The organism is Actinoplanes auranticolor, from assembly GCF_018332655.1.
GTDB classification, from domain to species: domain Bacteria; phylum Actinomycetota; class Actinomycetes; order Mycobacteriales; family Micromonosporaceae; genus Actinoplanes; species Actinoplanes auranticolor.
In genome coordinates, this window is record NZ_BOQL01000021.1 from 80,935 (window position 1) to 106,882 (window position 25,948).

Genomic DNA, 25,948 nt, shown 5'->3' on the forward strand with positions numbered 1-25,948 from the left:
GCCGTCCGGTTCCCGGCCCGGCCCCCCGGACATCTTGCCCGATAGTCAGATGATCTCTATATTGGGACGATGGCTGCCTCGATGCGGGAACCCACCTTCTGGATCCTCACCGCCCTGGCGTCCCAGCCCCGGCACGGCTACGGCGTCATCCAGGAGGCCACCGCCCTCTCCGACGGCCGGGTGGTCCTGCAGGCCGGCACGCTGTACGCCGCACTCGACCGGCTGACCGCCGAGGGCCTGGTCGAGGTGGACCGCGAGGAGCTCGTCGACGGGCGCAACCGGCGGTACTACCGGCTCACCCACCGCGGCGCGACCGCGCTGACCGCCGAGACCGACCGGCTGCGGGCCAGCCTGGAGGCGGCGACCTCCCAGCTCAAGCGGTTCGGGCTCGGCCCGGCCGGCGCGCACCGGTTCGGTGGGCGGCCGGCGTGGTGAGCGACCTCGTCACCTCGTCCACCGCTGCTGATCCGCGGCTGCTCCGGGCGTACCGCCGGCTCCTGCGGGCCTATCCGCCCGGCCCGCGCCGCGACGAATTGCTGGACACGCTGGTGGAGAGCGCGCCGCCGGGCCGGCGCCGGCCACGCCTGCGCGAGATGGTGAACCTCCTGTGGCACGGCAGCCGGGCCCGGCTCGGCCGGCCGAAGAGCCGGGGCATCGTCGTGCTGACGCTGCTCGTCGCGGTGGCCGGCGGATGCCTCGGGGCCGGCGTGGCGAACTGGGTCGGCTGGCACGCCGTCGAGCCGCTGCCGACCGGTGCCGAGGCCGCCGAGATCAGCGAGACGGTGTTCCCCGGGCTGACGGTGTGGGGCGGCGGCGAGGCGGCCCGGGTCGTCAGCCAGAGCGACGGCGAGGGCATCGAGTACGGCTACGCCGTCTCCTGGGTCAAGCACACCGCGGCCACCCGGGACGTCGCCGCCTACACCGCCGGGGTCCGCGCCCGGCTGGAGGCAGCCGGGTGGACGGTCACCGGCGTGGATCCACCGCTGGACCAGACCAACGTCGTGGACGCCGACCCGGCGGACCGGTCCGAGAGCTTCACGGCGACCCGCGGCCGGCTGGGTCTGCGTTTCAACGACTACTACTGGGCCGGGCGCCCGGCCTACGACGGCGACGGCAACGCCACGTACTACCTGTGGCAGGAGCCGCCGTCGTGGCTGCTGACCGTGACCTGGCTCGGGTTCCTGCCCGGCGCGTTCCTCGCCTGGCTGCTGACCGGCTGGGCCAGCCGCCGCCTGGAGCCCAACCCCGGGATCACCGCCCCGGTCGCCGTCGGCGCGGTCCTGGCCGTGCTCTGTGTCGTGCCGGCCACGCTGCTGGCGCTGTCGTCCGACGGACGGGCCGACGAGACCGCGGCGCCGTCGTGGCAGGGGCTGGCCTTCTCGCTGCGGACGCCGGCGGTGCTGTTCGGCCTCCTGGCCGCGCTGCTGCTGTTCCTCGCGGCGGTGCAACGGCCACCGCGCCGGCTCCCGCAGTGGCAGCGGCAGGCGACCAGAGGACTGGACCTGGCGCGGCGCCGGCCGGTCGCGGCTGTCGCGCTGGCCGCGGTCACGTCGCTGCTCACCGGCCTGGGCCTGTACGCCCTGGTCACCCAGCAGCTGCTCCCGGGATCGTGCACCCCGGCGGTGCCGTCGGGCATCGTGGACCCGCCGAGCGCGCGGACCAGCGACAAGGCCCGGGTGTTCATCGACCGGCAGGCCACCGAGGACCAGCGCAACCTGGCCCAGGCGGCGATCTGGCGCGGCATGGGCGGTAGCCCGGAGTTCGCCGGGGACCCGCGGGCACCCGGCTTCCTGAGCGCGTACTGCAGTCACGGCCGGGTGGATTCCGAGGTCGCCGAGCGGCTGCCCAGTCACTGGAGTGTCGAGCTGACCAGCCCCGGCCTGTTCCGCGGGCTGGCGGCCGAGATGATGGCGATGCCCGGCGTGGTCGCCGTGCAGCACGTGCCGGACTGACCCTGGGGGTAGTGCCCGGTATACCCAGGGACTCCACTGTGGGGGAGTGCTCCCGGCGGGTCCGGTCGGGTTGGCTGGCCGCATGACGACTACGTTCGCTATCGCCAGGAGGGCTGCCGCAACCGTCGCGGTGGCCGCCGTCGCTCTCGCTCCCGCACCTCCTTCGGCCGCCGGCACTCCACCGACCACGTTCGCGCTGCCGTCACCCTCCGGGACGTACGCCGTCGGCCGGGACGCCCTGCACCTGGTCGACCGGTCCCGGCGGGATCCCTGGGTGCCCGCCGGTCCCCGCGAGGTGATGGTGTCGATGTACTACCCGGCGTCGGCGGGTCCGGGCCGCCCGGCGCAGTACCTGACCCCGGCCGAGGCCCGCCTGTTCCTCGAGGACCGCGACCTCGACGGCGTCGTCGCGCCCGAGGCGCTCAGTGCCACCCGTACCGCCGCCCGCACCCGAGCCCAGCCGCGCCCCGGCCGCTACCCGCTGGTGGTGCTGTCACCCGGCTTCACTTTGCACCGGCACATGCTCACCCACCTCGCCGAGGAGCTGACCAGCCGGGGGTACGTGGTCGCCGCGGTCGACCACGCCTACGAGTCAGCGGGCACCGCCTTCCCCGGCGGCCGCGTCCTCACCTGCACCGCCTGCAAGGCTGTCGAAGGCCAGGGGCGCGCGGGGTCCGCCCGGGTCGCCACCGGCCGGGCCCGGGACATCTCGTTCGTCCTCGACCGGCTGACCGGAGCCCGGCCGGCGTGGCGCCACGCGGCGCTGATCGACCGGGCCCGGATCGGCATCGCGGGACACTCCATCGGTGGCAACGCCGCCTCGGCGACCATGGCGATCGACCGCCGCATCCGAGCCGGGATCAACATGGACGGCACCGTCGCCGCCCCCGTCCCGGCCGACGGCCTCGACGGACGCCCGTTCCTGCTGCTCGGCCAGCCCGGCCACATCCCCGGCGGCACCGACGAGACCTGGGACTGCGCCTGGCGACGCCTCGACGGCTGGAAGCGCTGGCTCACCGTCACCGGCGTCGGGCACCTGGACTTCAGCGACACCGCGGTGCTGGCCGACCAGGCCGGCCTCCCGGACACCGGCTCGCCCCTGCCCGGCGACCGGACAGCCCGGATCGTGCGCGCCTACGTGACCGCGTTCTTCGATCTGCACCTGCGCGGCGCGCCCCGGCCGCTGCTGGACGGCCCGGACCCGGACAATCCTGAGGTGGTCTTCCATCCCTGATGCGCGGAGGTGACGACGTGTTCGCACTCGTGGTGCGGTTCGACTGCCGGGACGAGGCCGCTGCGGCCGCCTTCGACGAGCTCACCGCGGTGGCGGTACGCCAGATCACCGAGCGCGAACCGGGCACGCTGGTCTACGCCACGGCCGCGGTCGAGGGCGAGCCGCTGGCCCGGGTGTTCTACGAGGTGTACCGGGACCGGGACGCCTTCCAGGCCCACGAGCAGGCCGAGCACGTCCGGGAGTTCCACGCGCGCAAGGATCCGCTGCTGAGCGGCACCCGGGTCGAGTTCCTCACCCCGGGTGCCGCCAAGGGTCCGGCAGGCCGGGCCCCGGGGATGGATCTAGGCTGACCGGATGCCGAACACGCCTCTGCCCGAATCCGTCCTCGCCCTGCTCCGCCGCCCGAACCCGGCCGTCATGGCCACGGTGGCCGCCGACGGCCGCCCGGTGACCGTGGCGACCTGGTACCTGCTGGAGGACGACGGCCGCGTGCTGCTCGGCCTCGACGCGACCCGGGCCCGCCTCAAGCACATGCGTGCGGACCCGCGGATCTCCCTGACCGTGCTGGCCGAGGACGACTGGTACACCCACGTCAGCCTGCAGGGCCGCGTCGACTCCATCACCGACGACGAGGGCCTGCGGGACATCGACCGCCTGGCCCGGCACTACACCGGCAACGACTACCCGAACAGGGTGAGCCCCCGGGTGAGCGCCCAGGTGACGATCGAACGCTGGCACGGCTGGGGCAAGATGCGCGAGCAGTGAGCCGGCGTCCGCGGGCGCCGATCGTCGAAGTCCCTGTTCCGACCTGTCCGAGAACGGTTCTGTCGACACTTTTGTCTCCGGAGTAGAAAGTTCGAATCCGCACGGCAGAAGATATGGACGTGGCGTCGAAAGTGGATCAGGATGTTCACGTCTTTGAAGTGAGCTGGTAACAGGGGAGCGCCATGAAACGTCTGGTAGTGGCAGCCTTACTCGTCGGAACATTCACCGCTGCGCCCGCCTATGCCGCCGAGCTGCCGCCGCAGGAGCCCGGGGTCACCCTGCGGACCTACGACATCGGGCTGCCCCTGAACCGGGTCTGCGAGCTCAAGCCCGGCCAGACCCCGAACGTGGACAAGCTCATGCCCACAGTGGACTGGTCGACCGCCGAGCAGTTCGGCCAGGAGGACGACTTCGTCACCCACGCGCTGGCCAATCTGACCGTGTCCGCCGCCGGCTCCTACACCTTCCGGTTGACCAGCGACGACGGCTCGAAGCTGTGGATCGGCGACACCCTCGTCGTCGACCACGACGGCCTGCACGGCGCCGAGCCCAAGGACGGTGCCATCAACCTGACCGCGGGGGTGCATCCGCTGCGGATCGAGCACTTCGAGCGCAACTTCGGTCAGCAGCTCACGCTCGCCTGGCAGCCGCCGGGCGCGGACGACTTCGCGGTCGTGCCGACCAGCGCGCTGAGCACCGACGCCGGAGTGGTCCGGGTGACCGCGCCGGGGCAGAAGGAGTGCGTGGCCGGCACCGACGCTCCCGGCGACGGGCTGCCGCTGAACGCGGTGCACCCCGGCTACGACCTGACGAACCTGCGTCCTCCGGGCTTCGAGCCTCAGGTCACCGGCATCGCCTGGCGGCCCGACGGCAAGATGGTGCTCAGCACCTGGGGCAAGTCCGACAAGGTGGCCGGTGAGATCTACCTGGTCGACAAGGTGACCGGCAAGACCGGGCCGGCCAAGGTCACGTACCGCAAGATCGCCGAGGGGCTCAAGGAGCCGATGGGCCTCGCCGTCGTCGACGGCATGGTCTACGTGTCGCAGAAGCACGAGCTGACCGAGCTGCGCGACACCAACGGTGACCAGGTGCTCGACGCGCAGCGCACGGTGGCGGTGTGGCCGTTCGGCGGCAACTTCCACGAGTTCGCGTTCGGCCTGCTCTACAAGGACGGCAACTTCTACCTCAACCTGTCGGTGTCGATCAATCAGGGCGGCGCGACCACGGACCCGCAGCCGGTCGGCGGCCGCGGCACGAGCATCGTGGTCAACCGGCGCACCGGCAAGGTCACCACGGTCGCGGGCGGTCTGCGGACCCCGAACGGGATCGGCTGGGGTCCCGGCGGCGACATCTACGTCACCGACAACCAGGGCGGCTGGCTCCCCTCGTCGAAGCTGCTCAAGATCGAGCAGGGTGCGTTCTACAACCACTACACCAACCCGGACGGCCCGTTCGATTCCGAGCCGGTGACCCGGCCGGTGCTTTGGCTGCCGCAGAACCAGATCGCCAACTCGCCCAGCACCCCCGTACTGCTCAAGTCGGGGCCGTACAAGGGGCAGATGCTGATCGGTGACGTCACCTACGGCGGGCTGCAGCGGGCGTACCTGGAGACCGTGCACGGCCAGGAGCAGGGCGCGGTCTTCCGGCACACCCAGGGTCTGGAGGCCGGCATCAACGAGGTGTCGATCGGGCCGGACGGCGCGATCTACCTCGGCGGGCTCGGCGCGGAGGGCAACTGGGGCCAGGAGGGCAAGCTCCGCTTCGGCCTGCAGAAGCTCACCCCGAACGGCAAGGACGTCTTCGACATGAAGACGATGAAGGCCACCGGGACCGGCTTCACGGTCGAGTACACCAAGCCGCTGTCCGACGCCACGGTCAAGGCGCTGCCGACCGCGTACAAGGTGGAGCAGTGGCGTTACGCGCCGACCGCGCAGTACGGCGGTCCCGAGGTGGACAAGGAGACGCTGACGGTGACCGCCACCAAGGTCTCCGGCGATCGCAGGACTGTCACCCTCACCGTGCCCGGGCTGCGCCGGGACCGCGTCGTGCACCTGCGGTCGCCACGGCCGTTCAGTGCCCGTGACGGCGAGACGCTGTGGAGCACCGAGGCCTGGTACACGCTGAACGAGGTCCCCGGTAAGCAGGCGCAGCAGGTCTACTACGAGGCCGAGGAGGGCAACCGCGAAGGCGCTGCCGGGCTGGCCACCGACCACCGCGGCTTCTCCGGCATCGGCTTCGCGTCCGGCTTCGGCGCCCTGAACGCCTCGACCACCATGCACGTCACCGTGGACAAGGCCGGCGACTACGACGTCGGGCTGCGCTACTCCAACGGTCCCAACCCGTTCAGCGGCACCAAGACGGTGAGCGTGCACGTCAACGACCGCAAGATCCGCCAGGTCGCGCTGCCGTCCACGGTCACCTGGGAGGAGTGGGCGACCGCCACGGAGAAGCTGACCCTGCGCAAGGGCGTGAACAAGATTCAGTACCGGGTCGACGCCCTGGACACCGGACACGTCAACCTCGACCTGATCAGCGTGCGTAAGCCGGGACAGCGGATCGCGCTCATCGACGGGCACGGCCTCGACAACTGGCAGCACACCGACGGGCGGCGCCCGCAGTGGCCGGCCGTCGCGGGTGGCGCGACCGAGGTGTGCTGCGGTGACCTGCGCACCAAGGACGCGTTCGGCGACTACAAGCTGCACGTCGAGTTCAAGGTCCCGCTGCTGCCGCCGGACGTGACCGGGCAGAACCGTGGCAACAGCGGCGTCTACCAGCAGGAGCGCTACGAGATCCAGATCCTCGACTCGTTCGGGGACACGACGCTCGACAACAACGAGGCGGGCGCGATCTACACGATCAAGGCCCCGGACGTGAACGCGGCCACCGCGCCGGAGACGTGGCAGAGCTACGACATCACGTTCCGGGCGGCCCGCTACGACGCGGCCGGCACCAAGACCGAGAACGCCCGCGTCACCCTGGTCTGGAACGGTAAGAAGGTGCAGGACAACGTCGAGATCCCCCGGGGCACCGGCGGTAACATCCCGGAGGGCCCGGCCACCGGCGCCATCCGCCTGCAGGACCACGGCAACAAGGTGCAGTACCGCAACGTCTGGATCGAACCCGTCCGCTGAGGACAGTCGCTCCGACCCGGCCCCGGCGGCGTTTGCCGCCGGGGCCGGTTTCTCTATTCCCGCCCGCGGTCGCCGACACCGGCGAACCGTTCACCCAGCCGGGCATCTTCGTCCTGCGCGTCCGCGACGGCGAGATCGTCAGCTCCCGCGACTACTTCGACCACCTCACCACCGCCCGCGTCCGCGGCCGGCTCGACGACCTGGTCGCCGCAGTCGAAGCCGCGGCTGCGGACCGGACGCCCCGGCCCGTGTGACCGGGACCGGGGCGTTGTTCGGCCGGGTCAGGCGTGCACGCCGGTGTAGGCCAGGTGCATGACCATCCCCGCGGCGGCGTGTTCGAGGTTGTGGCAGTGGTCCATCCAGATGCCCGGGTTGTCGGCCGTGAAGACCACCTCGAAGCTCTGGCCGGGTCCGACGTTGAGCGTGTCCGTCCACCACGGGCCGCCGGTGCTCGGCGTGCCGTTGCGCGACAGCACCAGGACGCGGTGGCCGTGCAGATGCATCGGGTGGTCCATGATGCCGCGGTTGACGATGCGGACGCGGACCCGGTCGCCCTCGGTCACCATGAGGGTCGGCACCGACGGGGCCATCCGGCCGTTCATCAGAGTGCCGTAGGTGAGGCCGCCGTCGTGCCACGCGAAGCCGTCCTGCAGCGCGACCGTGAACTCGCGGTCGTACCCGCCGGTGGCGATCGGTGGCGGGCTCGCCGGCCGGGCGCCGTAGGTCAGCGGGTCGACCGGAGTGCCCCGTCCCGGGGCGGCGGGCTGCGCCGAGCCGGCCGGGCTGAGCACGAGGGCCGCGTCGTTGGGGTTCTCCCCGGCGTCGATGCGGATCGTCACGGCAGCGTCCGGCATGCTGAACGTGAGGTCGGCCCGCCCGCCGGCCGGGAGCAGCACATCCGTGCCGGCGGCCAGTTCGGTGGCGCCGTCGACCGCGTTGCCGTCGATGGCGGCGACGGTCAGCGCGGTGCCGTGGGTGGTCAGGCGTTGCGGCTCGGGTGAGCTGTTGACGAACCTCAGGTACGCGCGCTCGCCCGCCGCCAGCCGGTGCTGCTGAACGGCGTCAGCGGTTCCGAAGGCCGGGGTCGGCTGATCGTCGCCGGGCCAGAGGTGGGTGAAGAACGTCCGCTCGAAGCCCTCGGCCGGCGGGGCGACGATCAGTGCGCCGAAGAGTCCACGCCGGACGGTCTGATCGGCCGCGTGGTGGGTGTGGTACCAGAACGTGCCGGCCCGGTCGGGGACGAACCGGTAGCGGTGGCTGGCGCCGGGCGGGACCGCCTCCTGGGTCAGGCCCGCGACGCCGTCCTCGGCGTTGGGCACGTCCACGCCGTGCCAGTGCACGGTGACGCCCTCGGTGACGTCCCGGTTGACCAGGACGACTTCGAGCAACTGCCCCTGCCGGACCCGGATCTCGGGACCCGGTGCCCGGCCGTTGAACGTCAGCCCGTCGACGGTACGCCCGGAGCTCAGCCGTACCGTCGCATGCGCCGCGGTGAGCGTGACGCTGACGTCCGGCTTGCGGTCGCGGGGGCCGGTCAGGTCCTGGACCGCCCGGTGCCCGGCGTGGTGCCCGCCCGCCGGCCCACCGCCCAGATCCACGGGTCCGCCGGTGTGGGCGGCGTGGTCGGTGCCGCTGGACGCCGACGCCGGTCGGCCACCCGCGCCGAGCCAGCCGACCAGTCCCAGGACCGCCAGCGCGGCCAGGGCGCCCGCGCCGAACCAGGGTGCCCTCGCCCGCCGGGAGCCACCGGAACGCCAGCGGGTCAGCAGCACCGACCCGGCGATGGCGGCGGCGACCAGCAGAACGGCGACGGCCACGGTCGTCATGGTGTCCTGCGGCCCCGGCGGAACCAACCGCAGCCAGAAGGCGACCAGTCCGCCCGCGACCGCGGCGTGGGTCGCCGGCACCGACCGGCGGCGGTCGAGCAGTGCCCATCCCGTCGTCGCCACCGCGAGCGGCAGTCCGAGGGTGAGTTCGAGCCCGAGCAGCTCCGGGCCGCCGGTGGCCAGCAGCACGGCGCCGGCCAGCCGCAGGGTGAGGAGGCCGGCGGTAACGATGAGCGCGCGGCGCAGGCGCCGGGCCGAGGCCGGGTCCCGGTGCAGCCGCCCGGCGTTCCGGCCCGCGAAGGACACGGCGATCAGGGCGGCCAGGGCGAGCAGCATGTCGATGATGATGAGTGGTTCGGCCATGACTCAGACCCCTTCCGCGCGCTGCTGGAGGTTGCCCAGCCACGTGGTCAGGGAGGAGTCGAGCGCCTCCTGCGCGTACGCGATGTCGGCCTCGACGGGCTCCCCGCTCCACGACTCCTCGGTGTGCACCAGCACCCCGCCGCCCGGATCCTCGGTGAACTCCCAGACGTGCACCCCGGTGATGCCGTTGGCGGGACCGCCCCAGACCAGCCGGCGCCGCGGGACGACCTGGCGGACGGTGGAGGTGATGTCGAGGCCCTCGACGTGCCAGCGGAAGGCCGAGCCCGGCCGCAACGGTCCCGGGGTGAGCAGCTCCATGCTGCCCACGCCGGACTGCCACTCGGGCCAGGACTGCAGGTCCGTGTGCACCTGCCAGACGGTCTCCGGCGAGGCGTGCACGACGATGCTGTGGCGGGCGATGACGGGTGCGTTCTCGTCGATGGCGGGAACTGGCGTACTGGTCATGGTTTGTCTCCGGTCCGGTCCGGCGCCGGGCCGGTGCCCGTCGCTCAGGCCGAGTCTTGGATCGATCGCGGTCCACCCGGAAGCGGGCACAACCGTCCAGCGGGGTCCAGCCATGTCCACCGGGTCGGGGATTTGGGAGAATCGCGCCGGCGGAGAACTGCGGACGACTCCCCGGGAGGAGCGCACGATGCGGTCGGAGACGGTTCCCGGTTCTGCGGGTCGCGGGCTCGCAGGCCGGCTGGAAGCCGCTCGCGAACGCGCCTTCGTGGGCCGGGAGCACGAGCGGGCGGCCTTCCGGGCGGCGCTGTCCGGTGACTCCGGCGTGGCGGTGCTGTGGGTCCACGGACCGGGCGGCATCGGCAAGTCGACGCTGACCCGGCTCTGGGTGCAGCAGGCGCGGCAGGCCGGCCGGTCCGTGGTCGAGATCGACGGGCGTTTCGTCACCCGGGCGCCGCAGGAGTTCGAGCGGACGGCGGCCGCGGTGCTCGAGGACGGTTCCGCGGTGCTGGTGGTGGACTCCTTCGACCAGTGCCAGTGGCTCGAGGGGTGGTTGCGCGAGCGGTTCCTGCCGCGCCTGGCCGACGGTGCCCTCGTGGTGCTCAGCGGGCGCAGCCGGCCCGAGGTCGAGTGGTCGGTGGATCCCGGCTGGTCGCAGGTCCTCGCGGTGTTCGAGCTGTCGCCCCTGACCGACGAGCAGGCGGCGGCGCTGCTGGCGGCCCGCGGGGTCGGCGCGGCCGAGGTGCCCGCGGTCGCGGGATTCGCCGGTGGCAACCCGCTGGCGCTCTCGCTCGCCGCCGCCGTCATGCAGCATCCCGCGGCGGAGGACCGGGACTGGACGCCGACCGGCGAGGTGCTCGCGACCCTGATGACCCGCCTGATCGGCGACGTTCCCTCGGCCACCCACCGGCGGGCGCTGGAGGTGGCGGCCCAGGCCTACGTGACGACCGAGGAGCTGCTGCTGGCCGCCCTGCCGGGGGAGGACGCCGGGACGCTGTTCGGCTGGCTGCGCGGGCTGCCGTTCGTGGAACCCTCGCCGCAGGGGCTCTTCCCGCACGACGCGGCTCGGGAGACGCTCGTCGCGGATCTGCGCTGGCGGTCGCCGCAGGCGTACGAGGACATCCGCCGGCGGCTGCTGGAGGTCTACCTGGGCCAGGCGCGCGAAGCCCCGGACAGCCAGATGCTCGACGCGATGGGCCGCGCCTTCTACCTCTACCGCGACGTGCCGCTCGTGGGCGCGGCGTACGCCTGGTCCCGCCAGGGCGGTGTGCAGGAGGACGCGATGGCCGCGGAGCACCTCCCGCGTGTGCTGGAGCTGAGCCGCGCGGCCGAGGGCGAGGAGTCCGCGGCGCTGGTCTCGTACTGGTACGCCCGGCAGCCGCAGGCGTTCCATGTCTTCCACGACGTCCGCAGCGGCGAGATGGTGGCCTTCTCGGCGCACCTGGTGCTCCCCGTTCCGGCGGATCCGCAGGACCTCGCGACCGACCCGGTTGTGGCCGCCGCCTGGGAGTACAGCAACACGACCAGCCCGGCCCGTCCGGGCGAGCACATCTCCATCACGCGCTTCGCGGTGTATCCGGGCGCGTACGAGCAGCCCTCGGCGGTGGTCGAGCTGAACCACTGGCGGGCGCTGGTCGAGGCGTACCGGGCGACCGGGCGGGCCCACGACTTCGACGTCTACCAGGACATGGCGGCCTGGGCGGCCCGGCTCGGCACCGCCATGGCCGACTCGGGCCGGCGCGCACGCGTGGGCGGCGCCACCTACGGACTGTTCGTCAACGACTGGCGGCTGGAGTCGTTCGAGGAGTGGTTCCAGGCGGTGGTGACCGGCCACGTACCGGCCAGCGTGGGCGACCAGGGTCCCGTCCCGGGGCGCCCGGCCCGGCCGGCGGATCCCGGCGCCGACGCGGTGCCGGACCGCGAGGAGTTCGACGAGGACGTCCGGCTGGCCCTGCAGACCTGGCGCCACCCCGAGGGGTTCGCGTCGAACCGCCTGCTGCGCCGGCGGTTCGTGACGTCGGCCGGTGGTGACCCGGCCGTCGTCCTGCGGGCGATGATGCAGGAGGCGGTCGACGCGATGCGCTCGGACCTCGCCGGGGTGAAGGCCCGCGCGGCTCTGGTGGCCACGTACTTCTCCGGCGCGCCGACCCAGGAGGCGGCGGCGCGGCGGCTCGGCCTGCCCTTCGGCACGTACCGCCGGCACCTGCGGGCGGCTGTCGCCCGGGTGAGCGACGTGCTGTGGGAGGCCGACGTCGCCGCCCGGTGACTCAGCGTCCCGACCCGGTGCCGTGGTCCACGACCAGGACGACCTTGCCGACGACCGTGCGCGACTCGGCCAGGCGCAGGGCCTCGCCGGCGCGCTCGAGCGGCAGTTCGGCGGCCACCTGCGCGGTGAGCACGCCCTGGGCCAGCAGCTGGAAGACCTGGCCGAGGTCGTCGCGCAGCTTGGTGCGGAACGCCTGCCGGCGGCGCCGGCCGCCCCAGACGTTGTAGAACGACGCGGACCGGCCGTTCGGCAGGTAGTTCCACACCGCCAGGCGGGCGGCGAGGGCGAGGACCGGCAGCAGCGGGTTGCCCTTGTCGTCGCGGGTCGAGGCGGTGCCGTAGGCGACCAGGGTGCCACCGCGCGCGAGCAGGCGGAACGAATCGACGATGCCGGGGCCGCCCACGTGGTCGAAGACCGCGTCCACCCCGGCGGGGGCCAGGGCCCTCACCCGGGCGGGGAGGTCGGCGGAGGCGTAGTCCAGCGGCTCGGCGCCGAGGTCGCTGACGGCCTTGCGGTTGCGGGCCGACGAGGTGCCGATGACCCGGATGCCGGCGTGCCGGGCCAGCTGCACGAGGGTCGAGCCGACGCCGCCGTTCGCGCCGTGGACGAGGATCGTGCCGCCGGAGCTGACCTTCGCGACGCGGTGCAGCATCTGCCAGGCCGTGACGCCGTTGACCACGACGGTCTCGGCCTCGCTGGGCGTGATGCCGTCGGGCACGGGGACGAGGTCCGCCGCTTCCAGCCGGGCCGTGGAGGACCAGCCGCCGGTCTTGGTCAGGGCGGCGACCCGCCGGCCGACGAGGTCCGGGCCGACGCCGGGTCCGACGGCGGCGACGGTGCCGACGAGGTCGTAGCCGGGGACGAACGGGAAGGCGGGCTGGGCGAAGTAGCGCCCGCGGCGCATCTGCTGCTCGGCGAAGGAGACGCCGCTGGCCTCCACGGCGACGAGCGCCTGGCCGGGGCCGGGTGCGGCGGTCGGGCGGCGGCGTACGAGCAGCTGCTCGGGCTCGACGATGCCGGGAAGGACGATCTCGGTGGTGGTGCTGCCGGACATGGGAGTTCCTCCTGGAATGAGTGGCGCGTTCGAGGTGGAGTCTCGGTCCGGGCGGCGTCCAGCTGACAGGGTCCACCGGTGTCCGACCCCGTCCACCGCGGTCCGCCGTAAGCACAAACAATGACTTGCGCAAACAGACGTTTGCGCTAGGGTGGAGCCATGGTCACCTCCGAACTCGACGCCGCCTTCGCCGCTCTGGGCGACCCCGTCCGGCGTGCCCTGGTGACCCGGCTGGCCCGCAGTGACGCCACGGTGGGGGAGCTCGCCGCGCCGTTCGACCTGACCCACCAGGCGATCTCCCACCACGTCGGGGTGCTGCGCCGCTGCGGCCTGGTCGAGCAGCGCCGCGAGGGCACCAGCCGCCCCTGCCGGCTGCGGGCCGACCGGCTGGCCCGGCTCAGCGCCTGGATCGACGACCAGCGCCGCACCTGGGCCGACCGCCTCGACGCCCTCGAACAGCACCTGACCGAAGAGGAGGCCGGCCGTTGACCACGGAACTGCGCGGCGACGAACTGATCGCCCGGCGCCACCTCCCGGCGCCGCCCGCGCGTGTCTGGGCGGCCTTCACCTCCCCGGCGAGCATCGCGGCGTTCTGGGGCGGCTCACACGCCACCGTGCCCGCGAACTCGGTGACCGTCGACCTGCGCCCCGGCGGCGACTTCGCCCTCGACACCCGGGGCCCGGACGGCACGACGCGCCGGCTGCGGTTCGTCTACGTGAGCGTCACCGAGCCGCACGAGCTGGTCTTCGACGAACCGGTCACCGGCCTGCGCACGACCGTCACCCTCGGCCCGGCCGGCGACGGCACGGACCTGACCGTCCACCAGCGCCGGCTTCCCCCGGAGCTGCGGACCAGTCAGGCAGCCGACGGACTCGCCTCGATCCTCGAAGCGCTCGCGGCCCACCTGCGGCCACCCACGACCACCCCGGAACGGAGCATCCGATGACCCAGCGCGATCTCGTCGCGGAATACTTCGCCGGTTTCCGGACCGGCGACCACCCGCGCATCCTCGCCACCCTCACCGACGACGTCGAGTGGGTGATCCACGGCCACCGCACCACCCACGGCAAGGCCGAGTTCGACGGCGAGATCGAGAACCCGGGCTTCACCGGCCATCCGCAGCTGGACGTCCACCGCGTCCACGAGGACGGCCCGGTCGTCATCACGACGGGGGAGGGCCGGGGCGTCAGTGTCCACCATGGACCGTTCCGGTTCGCCTTCAACGACCTGTTCACATTCCGCGACGGCCACATCGCCCGGGTCGACTCCTACGTCGTCCGGTTGCCCTGAGCAAACCACTTCGACGGTACGGGCGCAGCCGTCCACAGACGCAGCACCGGGCGCGGCTGGCCCACGGCCCGGCAAGCGGCCGTGCCGGGCCGTTCGCGACCTCCGGCCGAGGTGCTCCGCTGTGGGCGCCCTCCGCGCCACACCACCGATGAACTGGCCTGCTACGTCTGCTTCGGTCCCCGCAAGCCCGGCTGACCCGCATCGCCGGGTGGGGTGGTCTCGTCCATCCGCCGGCCGTGGAGCACGCGGAGTGCGTCGAGGGCGACCGCGGTGAGCACGCCGCGGCCGACACCGGCTCGGCCGAGCAGCTCCATCCCCCGGGTGACGGCGACGAAGTAGACCGCCAGCGACTGCACGTTCGCGTCCTCGGGGATCTCCCGGTTCTCCCGCGCATGCTCCAGGCATTGTGCATAGACCCCGGCGAGCTGTTCGATGCCGGTCTTGGTGGCCGTCGAAAGGGGATCCTCCTCGCCGGTCGATTCGACCAGCGCACGCGTGGTGAGCGAGACCCGGCGATCACTGCTGCTGAACTCGATGGCCATCGTGAGCAGGTGACCCCGAATGCGTTCCAGCGGCGACGCGTCGTCGTGTCCGAGCGCTTCCGAGACGGCGCGCGTCGCCTCCTCGCGGTCCTCGGAGAGTGCCCGGAAGAACAATTCCCGCTTCCCGCCGAATGCGTTGTACAAGCTCTGTTTCCCCAAGCCGGTCGCCCGCACCAGGTCGTCCAGCGTCGCCGCGGCCAGGCCGTGCACGGCGAACACCTCACTGGCGCTGCTGACGACATCACTCTCGAGGAACTTGCGGGGGCGGGGCATGTGAGCAAGCTTACGTTATTGACTACACGGTCAAAAACCTTGTTAGCCTGGCTGGAGCGCGCGCATCCGGAGACCACGGAACCATCGAGGAGAGCAGACGTGAAGAGTAACGAGGAGATTGTTCGCGAGGCGTACCGGCTGGCGGAAGGGAATGTCCTCGACGGAGCCGGTTTCCGGGCCTTGTTCACCGAGAACGGCACGTTCAACGACGTGCCGAATGCACTGACCTTCCGCGGGGACGAGATTCCTCAGGCGCTGGCGGGCTTTGCCGGCGTATTTCCCGACGTCCACCGCGAGCTCCTCGAAGTGCACGCGGCCGGCGATGTCGTTGCCGTCGAACTGCGCATTCAGGGAACGCATCTCGGCAGTTTCCCGACTCCGGTCGGCGAGATTCCGCCGACCGGTAACCGTATCGACGTGCCGACGGCGGATCTCTGGTATCTCCGGGAGGGAAGAATCGAGAGCTTCAACTGCTACAACGCGGCGAATGTGCTGCTCGCCCAACTCGGGGCCGGCCCCGACTTCAAGTCGGCCATCGAGTCCGCCGAGACAGCCGCCACAGGGTCGTAGCCCCACCGGGCGCACCGCTTGATCGCCCTGTCTCGTTCCGGGAGGGCGCCGACCCCGCCGCATTCGCCGCCGCTTACCCGCCGAGCCCCGAACTCGCGGCGGACATGGCTGACCATCACGCACACCCCGGACCGGGGTTGATCGTTAGTCGGCTCAGGTGCCCGCGCGATCCAGGAGTCAGACATGTCTTTGCGTTGCCTTTTCCGGCTGTCCCTCGCCGGTGCGACGCTCGCCGCCGGGATCGTGTCCGCCGCCCCGGCGTCCGCGGCCGTCACGTACGACCCCGCGTCGCGGACCGGTTTCGTCGGGGCGGCCGACGTCCGGCGGGCGTTCGGCTGGACCGCCGCGATGCTGGCCTCGCGGGCCGGAGAGGTCGCCTTCGACCACGACTTCTGGACCGACGACACCTACTCGGTCGTCTGCGGCAAGCGCACGTACCCGGTGGTGCACCACAAGGAGTACGGCCACTACGAGCTGACCGACGCTGTGGTCCGCGGGTCCGGGTCCCGTTCCGCCGCGGGCTACGGCGACGGCATCACCGGGTTCCGGCTCACCGGGGCGACCTCCGGCATCTCGGGCACCTCGGTGGCGCCGGCGGTCGGCCAGCCGTGCCCGGCGGGTGAGGACCCGGGGCAGGGCCGCGGTCAGGGCCCCGGTCGCGGAGCCGGTCAGGGCCGCGGGAAGGGCGCGACGATCGACGAGCTGCGCCTGGTGTCGTCGGCCACCGGCTGGGCCCTGGCCGCCCGGTCGGGCGAGGTCAGCCACCGCATCCTCACGGGCGGCCGGGGCACCGGGCCGGGTGGGCGGCTTCGAGCCCCAGGGTCGTAGGGCACGGTCGCGTCCGCGGCCGGGCTGTGGTGGTCGCGGAACCGGAGCGGGAAGTGGCAGAAGAGCGACCGCGGCAGCCTGTCCCGCTGGACTACCCCCAGAACGCGATCAACCGGACCCTGGTGGCGCCGTACAGTCCGCGTCCCGCGCCGGGCGCGCCGGTGTCCGCGCCGATCACCTGGGACGAACTGGACGACCCGGGCCTGCGGCCCGACGGGTTCACCATCCGGTCGGTCCTGCCGCGCCTCGAGACGCACGGCGACCTGTTCAGCGCGGTGCTGGACCACCGGCAGGCGCTGCCGCCGCTGCGCTGAACAGGCCCGGCGTGGTCAGTCGGTTTCGGCGTCGGCCGCCGCGTCGGCCTCACCCACCGGTACGCCGTCGGAGTCGCGGTTCGCGTTCTCCAGGTCGACGTCGGCACCGGTACGGGCCGCGTCGGCGTCGCGGTCCGAGGCGCCGACGGTCGGACCGCCGCCGCCCTGGTTCTCGTCGTCGCCGACGAGGTCACCCGCGACGGTCGCAGCGAGGGGAAGTCCGGCAGCGGACGGGGTTTCGGTCATGGCCGTGTCCTTTCTGCAGTGTGCCCGTCGCGTACCCGGCGCCGCCGCCACGAAACGCGGCCGGCCGTCAGCGCAGCTTCGCCATCAGCAGGCCGCGGGTGGCCTCGAGGTGGGCGCGCATCGCGGACTCGGCGGCCGCCCCGTCGCGGGCCAGCACGGCGGTGACCACCGGCTCGTGCTCGGCGTGGATCTCGGTCAGGGTGCGTCCGCTGGCCGTGGTCGGCGGGCCGAGCAGGGCGGTCGTGCTGCGCAGCTGCTCGACGATGGCCGCGGTGCGCGGGCGGCCCGAGGCCCGCAGCAGCAGGTCGTGCAGGGCGCGGTCGGCCGGCCAGAAGGACGCGTCGTCACCCCGTGCGGCTGCGGCGGCCATGGTGCCGAGCGCCGTCCGGATGGTGGCGTGCTGGTCGTCCGTCGCCTGCTCGGCCGCCAGGCGGGCGGCCGGCGGTTCCAGGGCCAGGCGGATGCCGATGATCTCCTCGATGTCGTGCGCCCGCGGCGGGAGCACCCGGAAGCCGCGGTTGCGCCTGATCTCCACCAGCCCGGCCTGGGCCAGCCGCAGCAGCCCCTCGCGGACCGGGCTGCGGGACACGCCCAGCAGCTCCGCCAGCTGATAGACGGAATAGGTGGTCTCCGGCACGAGCTCCCCGGCGGCCACGCCGTCCCGGACCGCCTGGGAGACGGCGTCGGCGAGAGAAGATGCCTCCGGAGGAAGACGAAGCGCGGGCATGAGTAACATGTTACCTATGAATGATGTGGTGGCGGCACTGGGCAGGGCCGGACTCGAGGTGCGGGCCGACGCCGGCACCCTCGGCATGTACGCCTCCGACGCCTCGCTGTACCGGATCCCGCCGCTGGCCGTGGTGCGGCCCCGGCACGTCGACGAGGTGGCCGCGGCGCTGGCCGTGGCCCGGGAGACCGGGGTGCCGCTGACCTCCCGGGGCGCGGGCACGTCGGTAGCCGGCAACGCCGTCGGGCGCGGCATCGTGCTGGACTTCTCCCGCCACCTCAACCGGGTGCTGGAGATCGACCCGGACGCCCGGACGGCGGTGGTGGAGCCGGGCACCGTGCACGCCGTCCTGCAGAAGGCCGTCGTGCCGCACGGCGTCCGCTTCGGTCCCGACCCGTCGACCCACCCGCGCTGCACCATCGGCGGGATGATCGGCAACAACGCCTGCGGCTCGCGCTCGCTTGCCTACGGCCGCACCTCCGACAACGTGGCCGGCCTGGAGCTGCTGACCGCGGCGGGGGAGAGGCTCACCACCGGACCGGAGGGTGTGCACGGCGCCGGGCAGGTCATCGACGGCGTACGCGCGGTCGTCGGCGCCCATCTGGCCACCGCCCGCACCGAGTTCGACCGGTTCGGCCGGCAGGTCTCCGGCTACGCCGTGCAGCACCTGCTGCCGGAGCGCTTCGACCTGACCCGGGCGCTCGTCGGCTCGGAGGGCACGCTGGCGGTCATCACCCGGGCGACCGTCAAGCTGGTCGTGGACTCCCCGGTCCGGGTGGTGGTCGTGCTCGGCTTCCGGGACATCGTCGCGGCCGGCGAGGCAGCCCCGGCGGTCGTCGCGCACGGCCCGACCTCCTGCGAGGGACTCGACTCGCGCCTGCTCGACGTGCTGCGGGCCCGGCGCGGACCGGACGCCGTCCCGCCGCTGCCGCGCGGCGGGGCCTGGCTCTTCGTCGAGCTGGCCGGCGACCAGGCCGGCGAGGTGACGGCGCGGGCGCAGCGGCTCGCGGCCGACGGCATCGCCGACGACGCCCTGGTGGTGACCGATCCCGCCGTGCAGGCCCGGCTGTGGCGGATCCGGGAGGACGGCGCGGGCCTGGCCGGCCGGGCACCGTCGGACAAGCCGGCCTGGCCGGGCTGGGAGGACGCGGCCGTCCCGCCGCAGCGTCTGGGTGCCTACCTGGCCCGGTTCGACGAGCTCGTCGCCTCGTACGACATGACCTCGGCCCCGTTCGGCCACTTCGGCGACGGGTGCATGCACGTCCGGCTCGACCTCCCGCTGGACCAGCCGGGCGGGACCAAGATCATGCGCGAGTTCCTCACCGACGCGGCCCGGCTCGTCGGCGAGTTCGGCGGTTCGCTGTCCGGGGAGCACGGCGACGGCCGCGCCCGCTCGGAGCTGCTCCCGCACATGTACTCCGCGGAGGCCATCGCCCTGTTCGCCGGGATCAAGCACGCCTTCGACCCGGGCAACCTGCTCAACCCCGGCGTGCTGGTCGACCCGGACCCGATCGACGCCGACGTCCGGCCCGCGGGGCGCTTCCCGCTCACGCAGCTCGCCATGGCGTACCCGCACGACGACGGCGAGCTCGGTCAGGCCGTGCACCGCTGCACCGGCGTCGGGAAGTGCCGCGCCGACAACTCCGCCGCCGGCGGCGTCATGTGCCCGTCCTACCTGGCCACCCGCGAGGAGAAGGACTCCACCCGCGGGCGCGCCCGGGTGCTGCAGGAGGTCGTCCGCGGCGAGCTCCCGTGGTCGCACCCGTCGGTGCACGACGCGATGGACCTCTGCCTGTCCTGCAAGGGCTGCGCCTCGGACTGCCCGACCGGCATCGACATGGCCACCTACAAGTCCGAGGTGCTGCACCAGACCTACCGGCGCAAACTGCGCCCGCGCTCGCACTACACGCTGGGCAAGCTGCCGCTCTGGGCCCGCCTGGCCGGCTGGACGCCGCGGCTGGCCAACCTCGCCGTGCGGATGCCCGTCCTCGGCCCGTTCCTCCTCTGGCTGGCCGGGGTGGACAAGCGCCGGTCCGTGCCGGCCTTCGCCCGGCGCCCGTTCCGGCGCACCTTCGCCACCACGGCGGCCGAGGGCCGCCAACCCGTGGTGCTCTTCGCCGACTCCTTCTCCGACGCCTTCTCACCCGAGGTCGCCGAGGCCACGGTACGGGTGCTGCGCGCCGCCGGCTACGAGCCGCGGCTGCCGTCCGGGTCGGTCTGCTGCGGGCTGACCTGGATCACGACCGGTCAGCTGGACGCGGCCAAGAAGATCCTCGGCCGTACGGTCGCCGCCCTCGCCGCCGACGCCCGCGCCGGCATCCCGATCGTCGGCATCGAGCCCTCCTGTACCGCTGTCCTGCGCTCCGACGTCCACGAGCTGCTCCCTGGAGACGCGGACGCCGCCGCGGTGGCCGGCTCGGTGCGGACTCTGGCCGAGCTGCTCGCGCAGACCCCGGGCTGGACCCCGCCGGATCTGTCCGGTGTGGACGTCATCGCCCAGCCGCACTGCCACCACCACGCCGTCCTGGGCTGGAAGGCCGACGCGGATCTGCTGGCCACGACCGGGGCCCGGGTGCGACGGCTCGCCGGGTGCTGCGGCCTGGCCGGCAACTTCGGCGTCGAGATCGGCCACTACGAGGTCTCCGTGGCCGTGGCGGAGCAGAACCTGTTGCCCGCCCTGGACGCGGCCCCGGATGCTGTGGTGCTGGCCGACGGGTTCTCCTGCCGTACCCAGGTCGCCGATCTGCGCGACCGCCCCGCCGTGCACCTGGCCCAGCTGCTCGACCAGCGGTGATCCGGCCGGGGCAGACATAGAGATCTCTCGTTGCTACCGTGGTCGGCGATCGATCGACCGGGACGATCGTTTCCGGTCACACGGGGAATCGACGTGAGGAAACCACCATGCGCATCTTCGTACGCGCGGGCGCGATAGCGCTCGCCGCGGGCTCCGTCATGCTCGGCGGCGCCGTCGCCGCCCAGGCCGCGCCGGCCGCCGACGTCACCTTCACGGTGAACCGGCTCATCCTGCAGCCGGCGGATTCCGGCCACACCGGCCGCGTCCGCATCGTCATCAGCAACACCGGCAGCGAGCCCTTCGACGGCGGCTTCAGCATCACCGAGCCGATCGCCGAGACCCTCGGCGACATCGAGGGCGCCGGTGGCTGCGGCATCAACCGCACGCCCGACAACCGCCAGATCGCCCTGTGCCCCCTCGACGGCGAGATCGCCGCGGGCGGCTCCGCGGTGATCACGGCCAACTTCCGCTCACCGGCCCGGCCCCAGTCGTACGCGCGGATCGCCCCGCTGGCCGGCAGTGTCGAGGTCGACGGGGTGACCACCGAGTTCCCGGCGCTGTTCCGGGCCACCACCGGTTCCCTGCGCAACCCCCAGCCGTACGTGCAGGACACGACCGGCGCCCTCACCGTGACCGCCGCCGACGCGACGCTCACCCGTCAGGCGGACGGCACCTTCACGGGCCGGGTGCCGGTGACCGTACGCAACGACAGCGACGCCCCGCACCAGGGACTGTGGACCGAGGTCGTGGTCCCGGCCGGTCTCGAGGGCTGGCCGGCCATCGAGCCCAGTGACGTCTGCGTGCCGACGGACCGCCTGCCGGTCCCGCCGGGCGGCACCAGCGTGGGCTGCGTCCTCTACGGCGGCCAGCTGGCCGAGGGCGAGGAGCGCACCTTCGAGTGGGTCCTGACGGCACCCGCGGAGACGCCGGCCGGCCCGCTCGGCACCGCCACGACGCTGGTGGCGTACACCAACGAGGACGTGCAACAGAGCGACAACGCCAACGTCGACACGTTCACCATCACGGTCGCCGGCTGACGCACCACCCGCACCGAAGGCCCTGATCACCGCGATCAGGGCCTTCGTGCTGCCGGTGCCCGTGCGGTCCTCCCGCGCGGGCCGGCTCAGCGCAACGCCCGGCGGCCCTTCACGACGCCCATGACGATGGCGGCGACCAGGGCGACGAGGCCGATGATGATCAGCCATTTGACGGCCTTGATGATCAGGCCCAGCACAATGAGCACGACAGCTACCGCCGCGACGGTATAGATCAGGGCCCGCATGATGGTGTCCTCCGAAGGTGGGCGGCAATCGGACGAGTGCCCCGATAGCGGCCCCTCAATCATCGGCGTGAGCCGGACATGTCCGGAGGGTAAGGAGATCCCCCCGGACTGCCGCCACCGCCGGGCGATCTACACCCGGGCCGGGACCGCCGAGCTGGCCTTCGCAACACCAGACTCATCGACGTCGCCCGGGCCCTCACCAGCACCGGGCACCTCGTCCGGCCGAGCCGCGGCTGACCACCGCAGCACCGCTGGTAGTGAGGCGAATGGCCGGGCACCTGCCTCACTTCGGCGAAACGGACGGGGTGTTCCGTTAGCGTCCTCGCATGCCGTCACTCTCGCGCGCCTCGCTGGTGCGTTTCGCCGTGCCGTTCAACAAGCGGATGTCCGCCCTGATCGCGTCGCCGCGCTGGGGCCGGTTCGTCGGGCGGAAGATCGTGCTGCTCACCTACACCGGGCGTCGCTCCGGGCGGACGTTCACCATTCCGGTCGGCTTCGTCCGCGACGGCGACCGGATCACCATCGGCGTCCGGATGCCCGAGGCCAAGACCTGGTGGCGCAACTTCCTCGGCGCGGGCGCGCCGCTGTCACTGCACCTGGACGGCACGGACCGGGCCGGCCACGCGACATCCCACCGCGACGACCGGGGCCGGGTAACGGTCTCCGTCCTCCTGGACAGGTGAAGAGGCGGTGGGTCAGGTGACCCACCGCCTCTCGTGATCCTGCTCAGCGCACCTCGTACGCCCTCAGCACCGTCACCGCGGCGGTGTTGCCCGCGGCGTCGGTCGCGTTGGCGCGCAGCGACACGAACCCGGGTCCGGCCGGGTTGGTGACCTGCACCGTGCGCCGGTCACCGGTGCCGCGCACGGTGGCCGGCTGCCACGTGCGCCCGTCGTCCGTCGAGAACTCTGCGGTCAGCGTGCGGTTGGGCCGGGCCGCCGATCCGGACGTGCGCCCCACGGTGACCGGGATGCTGAACGCCTTACCGGCCGGGGCCACGTTCAGCTCGTTCACCCGCGGGCTGAACCGTACGGTCGACAGCGGCAGCCGCGTCGGGGTCTCCCCGGCCGTCGCCGAGCGGAACGTCCAGGCCGCACTGACCGAGGTCGACAGCCGGAACGGGGCGCCGCGGGTGGCCGACTGCTCCAGCCGGTACTGCGCGTTGCCCGCCGGCACCTCGAACTCGGCGTAGCCGGACGGCTCCTCGCCGATCAGCTTGCCGCCGGAGTACAGCGCGGTGCGTGCCGTGTCCGGGCGGGCGTCACCCCAGTGCCCCACGCCGTCGCCGAACAGCGGGACGCCGGCCACGATGGTGTTCTCGATCCGCAGGGCGGCGTTGATGTCCCCGCCGACCCAGGGGGCGAAGACCGCACGGTTCCAGTCCTCGGAGTACGTCCGGCCCGCCCGGTACCGATTCTCGTCCGAGAAGGCGATGCTCAGCAGCTCGGGGAAACTGTCCGGGTCCGTCTGCACTTCCTGGTCGAACTCGCGCGCCCAGGTGGTGGCGCCCTCGGTGCTCAGCCACTCGGTGCGCTGCGACGGCAGGGAGAACGGCAGGCCGGCGGCCCATCCGCCGATGTTCGGCCCCAGGTTCGGCCAGTTCAGCTTGATGCCCGTGGCGCCCTCGGCCTCCCGCGCGAAGCGGGACCGCACCGTGGCCAGCTCGCCGGCCCGGACCCGCTTGGCGAAGCCGGTGTAGAACGCGCCCTCCTTGAGGTAGGCGAGACTGTAGGTGAACGGGGTGTCCCGGAACGACTCGGTCGCCGCGTCGTACTTCGCGAAGGCCGCGTTGATCGACCCGTAGAAGCCCGGCTGCTTGCGGCGCGGGCCGACCTGCCCGAGGAACATGTCGTCGCCGGTCTCGGACAATGCGGAGACGCTGACCCCGAACTCGTCGTTGACCCAGTCGGCGTTGGCCGCGACCAGGACCGGTGTCGCGTCCTTGCGGGGCACGGTGATCTTCACCGGTTCCCCGCGGCGGGCGTCGAGCCGGATGGTCAGCGGACCGTCGATCACGACCTTCGGCTGGACCAGCATCGTCATGTCCTCGGCACCGTAGATCCAGGTGAAGAGGCCGTACTCGCCCTTGGGCAGCCGGATCGTGTCGGTCGGCTCGGCGCTGAAGACGTCGTGGAACGCCAGCTCGTCCAGCCGGTTGAACGAGGTGACGTGCTCGGCCGGCTTGCCGTCGCGCCCCACGTGCACCAGCTTGACGTCGTAGCTCTCCACCTCACGGTTCACCGCGACCGGGGTCTCCACCCGCACGTCGCCGGGGCCGGTCGCGACCAGCCGCGCGGACTTGAAACCGTCGGTGCCCTCGCCGCTGGTGTCCGCCGTGACCGTGGTCGTGGCGGTGCCGCCGGCCGGCACGGTCAGGCTGGTCGCGGCCACGCTGAACGTGTCGGATGCGTCGGTCAGCGCCAGCGCCAGGGTGATCGGGGCGGTGCCGCCGTTGCGGTAGGTGACGGTCTCGGTGACCGGGACGTCGTCGTCGTGCGGCCACTGCTGCCGGCCGAAGCTGATGCTGCCCTCATCCACCGACACCGCCTGGCGCACCACGCGGGCCACGTCGACCCGGCCCGCGCCCTGGCCGAACACGTCCACCCCGGGGGCCGGCTTCGCGGCCCCCATGAGCAGGGTCTTGCGGTGGTTGGGCGACCAGCCGGGGTGCTGCTGGGTGACGATCGCCGCCGCGCCGGCGACGTGCGGGGAGGACATCGAGGTGCCGGAGAGGCTCACGTAGCCGTCCCCGGCCGGGGTGCCGATCTGACCGTTCGCGGCGCGGGCCGCGACGATGTCCACGCCCGGCCCGGTGATGTCCGGCTTGATCGCGTCGTCGCCGACCCGGGGGCCGCGACTGGAGAAGTCGGCCAGCTGGTCCTCGTCGTCCACCGCACCGACGGTGAGCGCCGAGTCGGCGCTGCCCGGCGAGCCGATGGTCGCGGTGGCTCCGGAGTTGCCGGCCGAGATCACGAAGAGGGCCCCGTGGGCCGCGGTGAGGTCGTCGACGGCCTGCTCCAGCGGGTCGATGTTCGCCGTGTCACCGCCGCCCAGGCTGATGTTGATCACCGGGGCGGCCTTGGCGGCCCACTGCATGCCGGCCAGGATCGACGATTCCTCGCAGAACTCGGTCGAGCACACCTTGCCGATCGCCAGCTTCGCACCGGGGGCCACGCCCTTGTACTTGCCGCCGGACTTCGCGCCGCTGCCGGCGATGATCGAGGCGACATGCGTACCGTGGCCGACGAGATCGTCGGCGTTCGGGTCGGGCGTGAAGTTCTCGGCCGCCACGATCTTGCCGGCGAAGTCCGGGTGGGTGGCGTCGATGCCCGAGTCCAGGACCGCCACCGTCACGCCGGTGCCGTCCAGACCCGCCTGCCAGGCCGCCGGGGCGCCGATCTGCGGCACGCTGACGTCGAGGTTGAGCTTGCGCTTGCCGTCCAGGTAGATCCGCTCGACGCCCGGGCTCAGGGTGCGGGCTGCGGCCGTACCCCCGGTCAGAGAGGTCCAGAGCTCGGCCCTCGCGGTGCGCTGCGCGCGCACCGCGAGTGCGCCCACCCCACCCAGGTCGCGGGCGATGCGGGCCGTCGCGCCGGTCGCCGCGCGGGCGGCGGCCGGCCCCTTGCGGTTGCCGGAGCGCGGGTACGCGACCAGCAACGGCAGCTCGGCCTCGCCGGTGTAGCCGAAGTTGCGCAGTGCGGTCAGGTCGAACAGCCGCTGGTCGAGCCGGCCGCGCTGGACCAGCGGCAGGGCGTCCGCCGGGATCACGTAGTGGTGCCCGGCCGCCTTGCGGCTGACGAACCTGGTGCCGGCGCGACCGGGCGCGCTCTCGACGCTGGTCCGGCCGTCCGGGGCGACGATCACCCGGTCCCCGGTGATCAGGGTGATGCTGGTGGATGCCGTGGACACTGGGCTCAGTTGGGCTCTCGGACCGGGTGCCGCGCTCGCCGCGGCGGGCGCGACCGCGGCGAGCGCGGCAGCCGTCCCGGCGGCGAGCAGAGCGGCGGGCAGTTTTCGCAGGCGCATGG

At 72.8% G+C, this 25,948-nt stretch carries 25 protein-coding genes; 17 read left to right on the forward strand and 8 right to left on the reverse strand.

Annotation, left to right across the window (positions count from 1 at the left end; translation table 11 throughout):
- The first annotated feature begins 69 nt into the window (after positions 1 to 69).
- The 7 genes from Aau02nite_RS11960 to Aau02nite_RS11990 all read left to right on the forward strand — a co-directional run bounded on the left by Aau02nite_RS11960 (position 70) and on the right by Aau02nite_RS11990 (position 7,336).
- Positions 70 to 435 carry a PadR family transcriptional regulator gene (locus Aau02nite_RS11960; RefSeq protein WP_212988441.1) on the forward strand — a complete coding sequence of 122 codons (366 nt, stop codon included), beginning with the start codon at positions 70 to 72 and terminating at the stop codon, positions 433 to 435.
- Positions 429 to 1,952 (forward strand): hypothetical protein, encoded by a 1,524-nt coding sequence (locus tag Aau02nite_RS11965; RefSeq protein WP_212988442.1) that lies wholly within the window; start codon positions 429 to 431, stop codon positions 1,950 to 1,952. Before Aau02nite_RS11960 ends, Aau02nite_RS11965 begins: the two co-directional genes overlap by 7 nt.
- An 82-nt stretch (positions 1,953 to 2,034) precedes the next feature.
- Complete coding sequence (locus Aau02nite_RS11970) at positions 2,035 to 3,186, forward strand: alpha/beta hydrolase family protein (protein ID WP_212988443.1); 1,152 nt, start codon at positions 2,035 to 2,037, stop codon at positions 3,184 to 3,186.
- 17 nt (positions 3,187 to 3,203) lie between these two features.
- Positions 3,204 to 3,536 carry a putative quinol monooxygenase gene (locus Aau02nite_RS11975; protein WP_212988444.1) on the forward strand — a complete coding sequence of 111 codons (333 nt, stop codon included), beginning with the start codon at positions 3,204 to 3,206 and terminating at the stop codon, positions 3,534 to 3,536.
- A gap of 4 nt (positions 3,537 to 3,540) precedes the next feature.
- Positions 3,541 to 3,951, forward strand: coding sequence for a PPOX class F420-dependent oxidoreductase (locus tag Aau02nite_RS11980; RefSeq protein WP_212988445.1), 411 nt, complete (start codon positions 3,541 to 3,543; stop codon positions 3,949 to 3,951).
- A 182-nt stretch (positions 3,952 to 4,133) separates the two neighbouring features.
- Positions 4,134 to 7,082: a 3-keto-alpha-glucoside-1,2-lyase-like domain-containing protein gene (locus Aau02nite_RS11985; RefSeq protein ID WP_212988446.1), complete on the forward strand. Its 2,949-nt coding sequence runs from the start codon at positions 4,134 to 4,136 to the stop codon at positions 7,080 to 7,082.
- A 32-nt stretch (positions 7,083 to 7,114) separates the two neighbouring features.
- Positions 7,115 to 7,336, forward strand: a complete 222-nt coding sequence (locus tag Aau02nite_RS11990; RefSeq protein ID WP_212988447.1) for a nuclear transport factor 2 family protein — start codon at positions 7,115 to 7,117, stop codon at positions 7,334 to 7,336.
- A 27-nt stretch (positions 7,337 to 7,363) separates the two neighbouring features.
- On the opposite strand, the gene Aau02nite_RS11995 is transcribed toward Aau02nite_RS11990, so the two are convergent.
- Both Aau02nite_RS11995 and Aau02nite_RS12000 read right to left on the reverse strand, forming a co-directional pair.
- On the reverse strand, positions 7,364 to 9,271 hold the full coding sequence (locus Aau02nite_RS11995) for a multicopper oxidase family protein (RefSeq protein ID WP_212988448.1): 1,908 nt from the start codon (positions 9,269 to 9,271) through the stop codon (positions 7,364 to 7,366).
- 3 nt (positions 9,272 to 9,274) lie between these two features.
- Complete coding sequence (locus Aau02nite_RS12000) at positions 9,275 to 9,736, reverse strand: SRPBCC family protein (protein ID WP_212988449.1); 462 nt, start codon at positions 9,734 to 9,736, stop codon at positions 9,275 to 9,277.
- A gap of 187 nt (positions 9,737 to 9,923) precedes the next feature.
- On the opposite strand from Aau02nite_RS12000, the gene Aau02nite_RS12005 reads away from it, so the two are divergent.
- The gene (locus Aau02nite_RS12005; RefSeq protein WP_212988450.1) at positions 9,924 to 11,999 is read left to right on the forward strand and encodes an AAA family ATPase; all 2,076 of its coding nucleotides are present in this window, start codon (positions 9,924 to 9,926) and stop codon (positions 11,997 to 11,999) included.
- 1 nt (position 12,000) lies between these two features.
- On the opposite strand, the gene Aau02nite_RS12010 is transcribed toward Aau02nite_RS12005, so the two are convergent.
- Positions 12,001 to 13,053, reverse strand: a complete 1,053-nt coding sequence (locus Aau02nite_RS12010) for a medium chain dehydrogenase/reductase family protein (protein ID WP_212988451.1) — start codon at positions 13,051 to 13,053, stop codon at positions 12,001 to 12,003.
- Positions 13,054 to 13,212: 159 nt separating this feature from the next.
- On the opposite strand from Aau02nite_RS12010, the gene Aau02nite_RS12015 reads away from it, so the two are divergent.
- From Aau02nite_RS12015 to Aau02nite_RS12025, 3 genes are read left to right on the forward strand one after another with little or no spacing between them, the layout of a single operon-like run.
- The gene (locus tag Aau02nite_RS12015; RefSeq protein WP_212988452.1) at positions 13,213 to 13,542 is read left to right on the forward strand and encodes an ArsR/SmtB family transcription factor; all 330 of its coding nucleotides are present in this window, start codon (positions 13,213 to 13,215) and stop codon (positions 13,540 to 13,542) included.
- Positions 13,539 to 14,000 carry an SRPBCC family protein gene (locus Aau02nite_RS12020; protein WP_212988453.1) on the forward strand — a complete coding sequence of 154 codons (462 nt, stop codon included), beginning with the start codon at positions 13,539 to 13,541 and terminating at the stop codon, positions 13,998 to 14,000. Before Aau02nite_RS12015 ends, Aau02nite_RS12020 begins: the two co-directional genes overlap by 4 nt.
- Complete coding sequence (locus Aau02nite_RS12025) at positions 13,997 to 14,344, forward strand: nuclear transport factor 2 family protein (RefSeq protein WP_212988454.1); 348 nt, start codon at positions 13,997 to 13,999, stop codon at positions 14,342 to 14,344. The genes Aau02nite_RS12020 and Aau02nite_RS12025 overlap by 4 nt, the downstream gene beginning before the upstream one ends.
- A gap of 161 nt (positions 14,345 to 14,505) precedes the next feature.
- Here Aau02nite_RS12025 and Aau02nite_RS12030 read toward each other — a convergent pair whose 3' ends face one another.
- On the reverse strand, positions 14,506 to 15,159 hold the full coding sequence (locus Aau02nite_RS12030) for a TetR/AcrR family transcriptional regulator (protein WP_212988455.1): 654 nt from the start codon (positions 15,157 to 15,159) through the stop codon (positions 14,506 to 14,508).
- Between the two features lie 99 nt (positions 15,160 to 15,258).
- Between Aau02nite_RS12030 and Aau02nite_RS12035 the strand changes: the two genes are divergently transcribed.
- The 3 genes from Aau02nite_RS12035 (at position 15,259) to ligD (ending at position 16,871) form a co-directional block, all read left to right on the forward strand.
- Complete coding sequence (locus Aau02nite_RS12035) at positions 15,259 to 15,729, forward strand: ester cyclase (RefSeq protein WP_212988456.1); 471 nt, start codon at positions 15,259 to 15,261, stop codon at positions 15,727 to 15,729.
- Positions 15,730 to 15,912: 183 nt separating this feature from the next.
- Positions 15,913 to 16,557, forward strand: coding sequence for a hypothetical protein (locus Aau02nite_RS12040; RefSeq protein ID WP_212988457.1), 645 nt, complete (start codon positions 15,913 to 15,915; stop codon positions 16,555 to 16,557).
- 53 nt (positions 16,558 to 16,610) lie between these two features.
- A complete protein-coding gene (ligD, locus tag Aau02nite_RS12045) occupies positions 16,611 to 16,871 on the forward strand; it encodes a non-homologous end-joining DNA ligase LigD (RefSeq protein WP_212988458.1) in 261 nt (86 codons plus the stop codon).
- A 15-nt stretch (positions 16,872 to 16,886) separates the two neighbouring features.
- On the opposite strand, the gene Aau02nite_RS12050 is transcribed toward ligD, so the two are convergent.
- The gene (locus tag Aau02nite_RS12050; RefSeq protein WP_212988459.1) at positions 16,887 to 17,117 is read right to left on the reverse strand and encodes a hypothetical protein; all 231 of its coding nucleotides are present in this window, start codon (positions 17,115 to 17,117) and stop codon (positions 16,887 to 16,889) included.
- 67 nt (positions 17,118 to 17,184) lie between these two features.
- Positions 17,185 to 17,844, reverse strand: coding sequence for a GntR family transcriptional regulator (locus Aau02nite_RS12055; RefSeq protein ID WP_212988460.1), 660 nt, complete (start codon positions 17,842 to 17,844; stop codon positions 17,185 to 17,187).
- A 16-nt stretch (positions 17,845 to 17,860) separates the two neighbouring features.
- On the opposite strand from Aau02nite_RS12055, the gene Aau02nite_RS12060 reads away from it, so the two are divergent.
- Positions 17,861 to 20,638 carry an FAD-binding and (Fe-S)-binding domain-containing protein gene (locus tag Aau02nite_RS12060; protein ID WP_246595074.1) on the forward strand — a complete coding sequence of 926 codons (2,778 nt, stop codon included), beginning with the start codon at positions 17,861 to 17,863 and terminating at the stop codon, positions 20,636 to 20,638.
- A 107-nt stretch (positions 20,639 to 20,745) separates the two neighbouring features.
- A complete protein-coding gene (locus Aau02nite_RS12065) occupies positions 20,746 to 21,675 on the forward strand; it encodes a hypothetical protein (protein ID WP_212988462.1) in 930 nt (309 codons plus the stop codon).
- Between the two features lie 86 nt (positions 21,676 to 21,761).
- Here the strand turns inward: Aau02nite_RS12065 and Aau02nite_RS12070 are convergent, their stop codons facing one another.
- Positions 21,762 to 21,920: a hypothetical protein gene (locus Aau02nite_RS12070; protein WP_212988463.1), complete on the reverse strand. Its 159-nt coding sequence runs from the start codon at positions 21,918 to 21,920 to the stop codon at positions 21,762 to 21,764.
- Positions 21,921 to 22,246: 326 nt separating this feature from the next.
- On the opposite strand from Aau02nite_RS12070, the gene Aau02nite_RS12075 reads away from it, so the two are divergent.
- Positions 22,247 to 22,603 (forward strand): nitroreductase/quinone reductase family protein, encoded by a 357-nt coding sequence (locus Aau02nite_RS12075; RefSeq protein ID WP_212988464.1) that lies wholly within the window; start codon positions 22,247 to 22,249, stop codon positions 22,601 to 22,603.
- A 43-nt stretch (positions 22,604 to 22,646) separates the two neighbouring features.
- Here Aau02nite_RS12075 and Aau02nite_RS12080 read toward each other — a convergent pair whose 3' ends face one another.
- Positions 22,647 to 25,946, reverse strand: a complete 3,300-nt coding sequence (locus tag Aau02nite_RS12080) for a S8 family serine peptidase (RefSeq protein ID WP_212988465.1) — start codon at positions 25,944 to 25,946, stop codon at positions 22,647 to 22,649.
- Between the last annotated feature and the right edge of the window lie 2 nt (positions 25,947 to 25,948).